1 pseudogene is annotated in these 401 nt (G+C 68.1%); it reads left to right on the top strand.

The features are described from left to right. Positions 1-401: pseudogene (gene pcnB / locus JWG43_RS19050) on the top strand (polynucleotide adenylyltransferase PcnB); the annotation flags it as partial.

Genomic DNA, 401 nt, shown 5'->3' with positions numbered 1-401 from the left:
GGCAACTCGCCCTACGAGCAGTTCATCGAGCTGGCGCTGATGGACACCGATACCCGGGTCCGTGAAGACAAGCGCGTCACCCCGGCCTTCCTCTATGCCACCCTGCTGTGGGGCGCCGTCGAGGCCCGTGCCCGGGTGCTGGAAAACGAGAGCGGCCTGCCCTGGCACGACGCCTTCATGCTGGCCATCAACGAGGTGCTGGATGCCCAGGTGCGGATCATCGCCGTGCCGCGCCGCTTCACCACGGATGTGCGCGACATCTGGGCCCTGCAACAGCGCCTGACCCGTCGCCAGGGCCGTCACCCCGAGCGCGCCATGGAGCATCCGAAGTTCCGCGCTGCCTTTGACTTCCTGTTGCTGCGCAACCGGGTCGAGCGTGGCCTCGGCGAGCTGGCCAGCTG

It is taken from the genome of Desulfobulbus alkaliphilus, assembly GCF_016918545.1.
GTDB lineage: Bacteria > Desulfobacterota > Desulfobulbia > Desulfobulbales > Desulfobulbaceae > Desulfobulbus > Desulfobulbus alkaliphilus.
The sequence above is the reverse complement of the archived record's forward strand: the minus strand, read 5'-3'. Positions and strand labels throughout refer to the sequence as shown.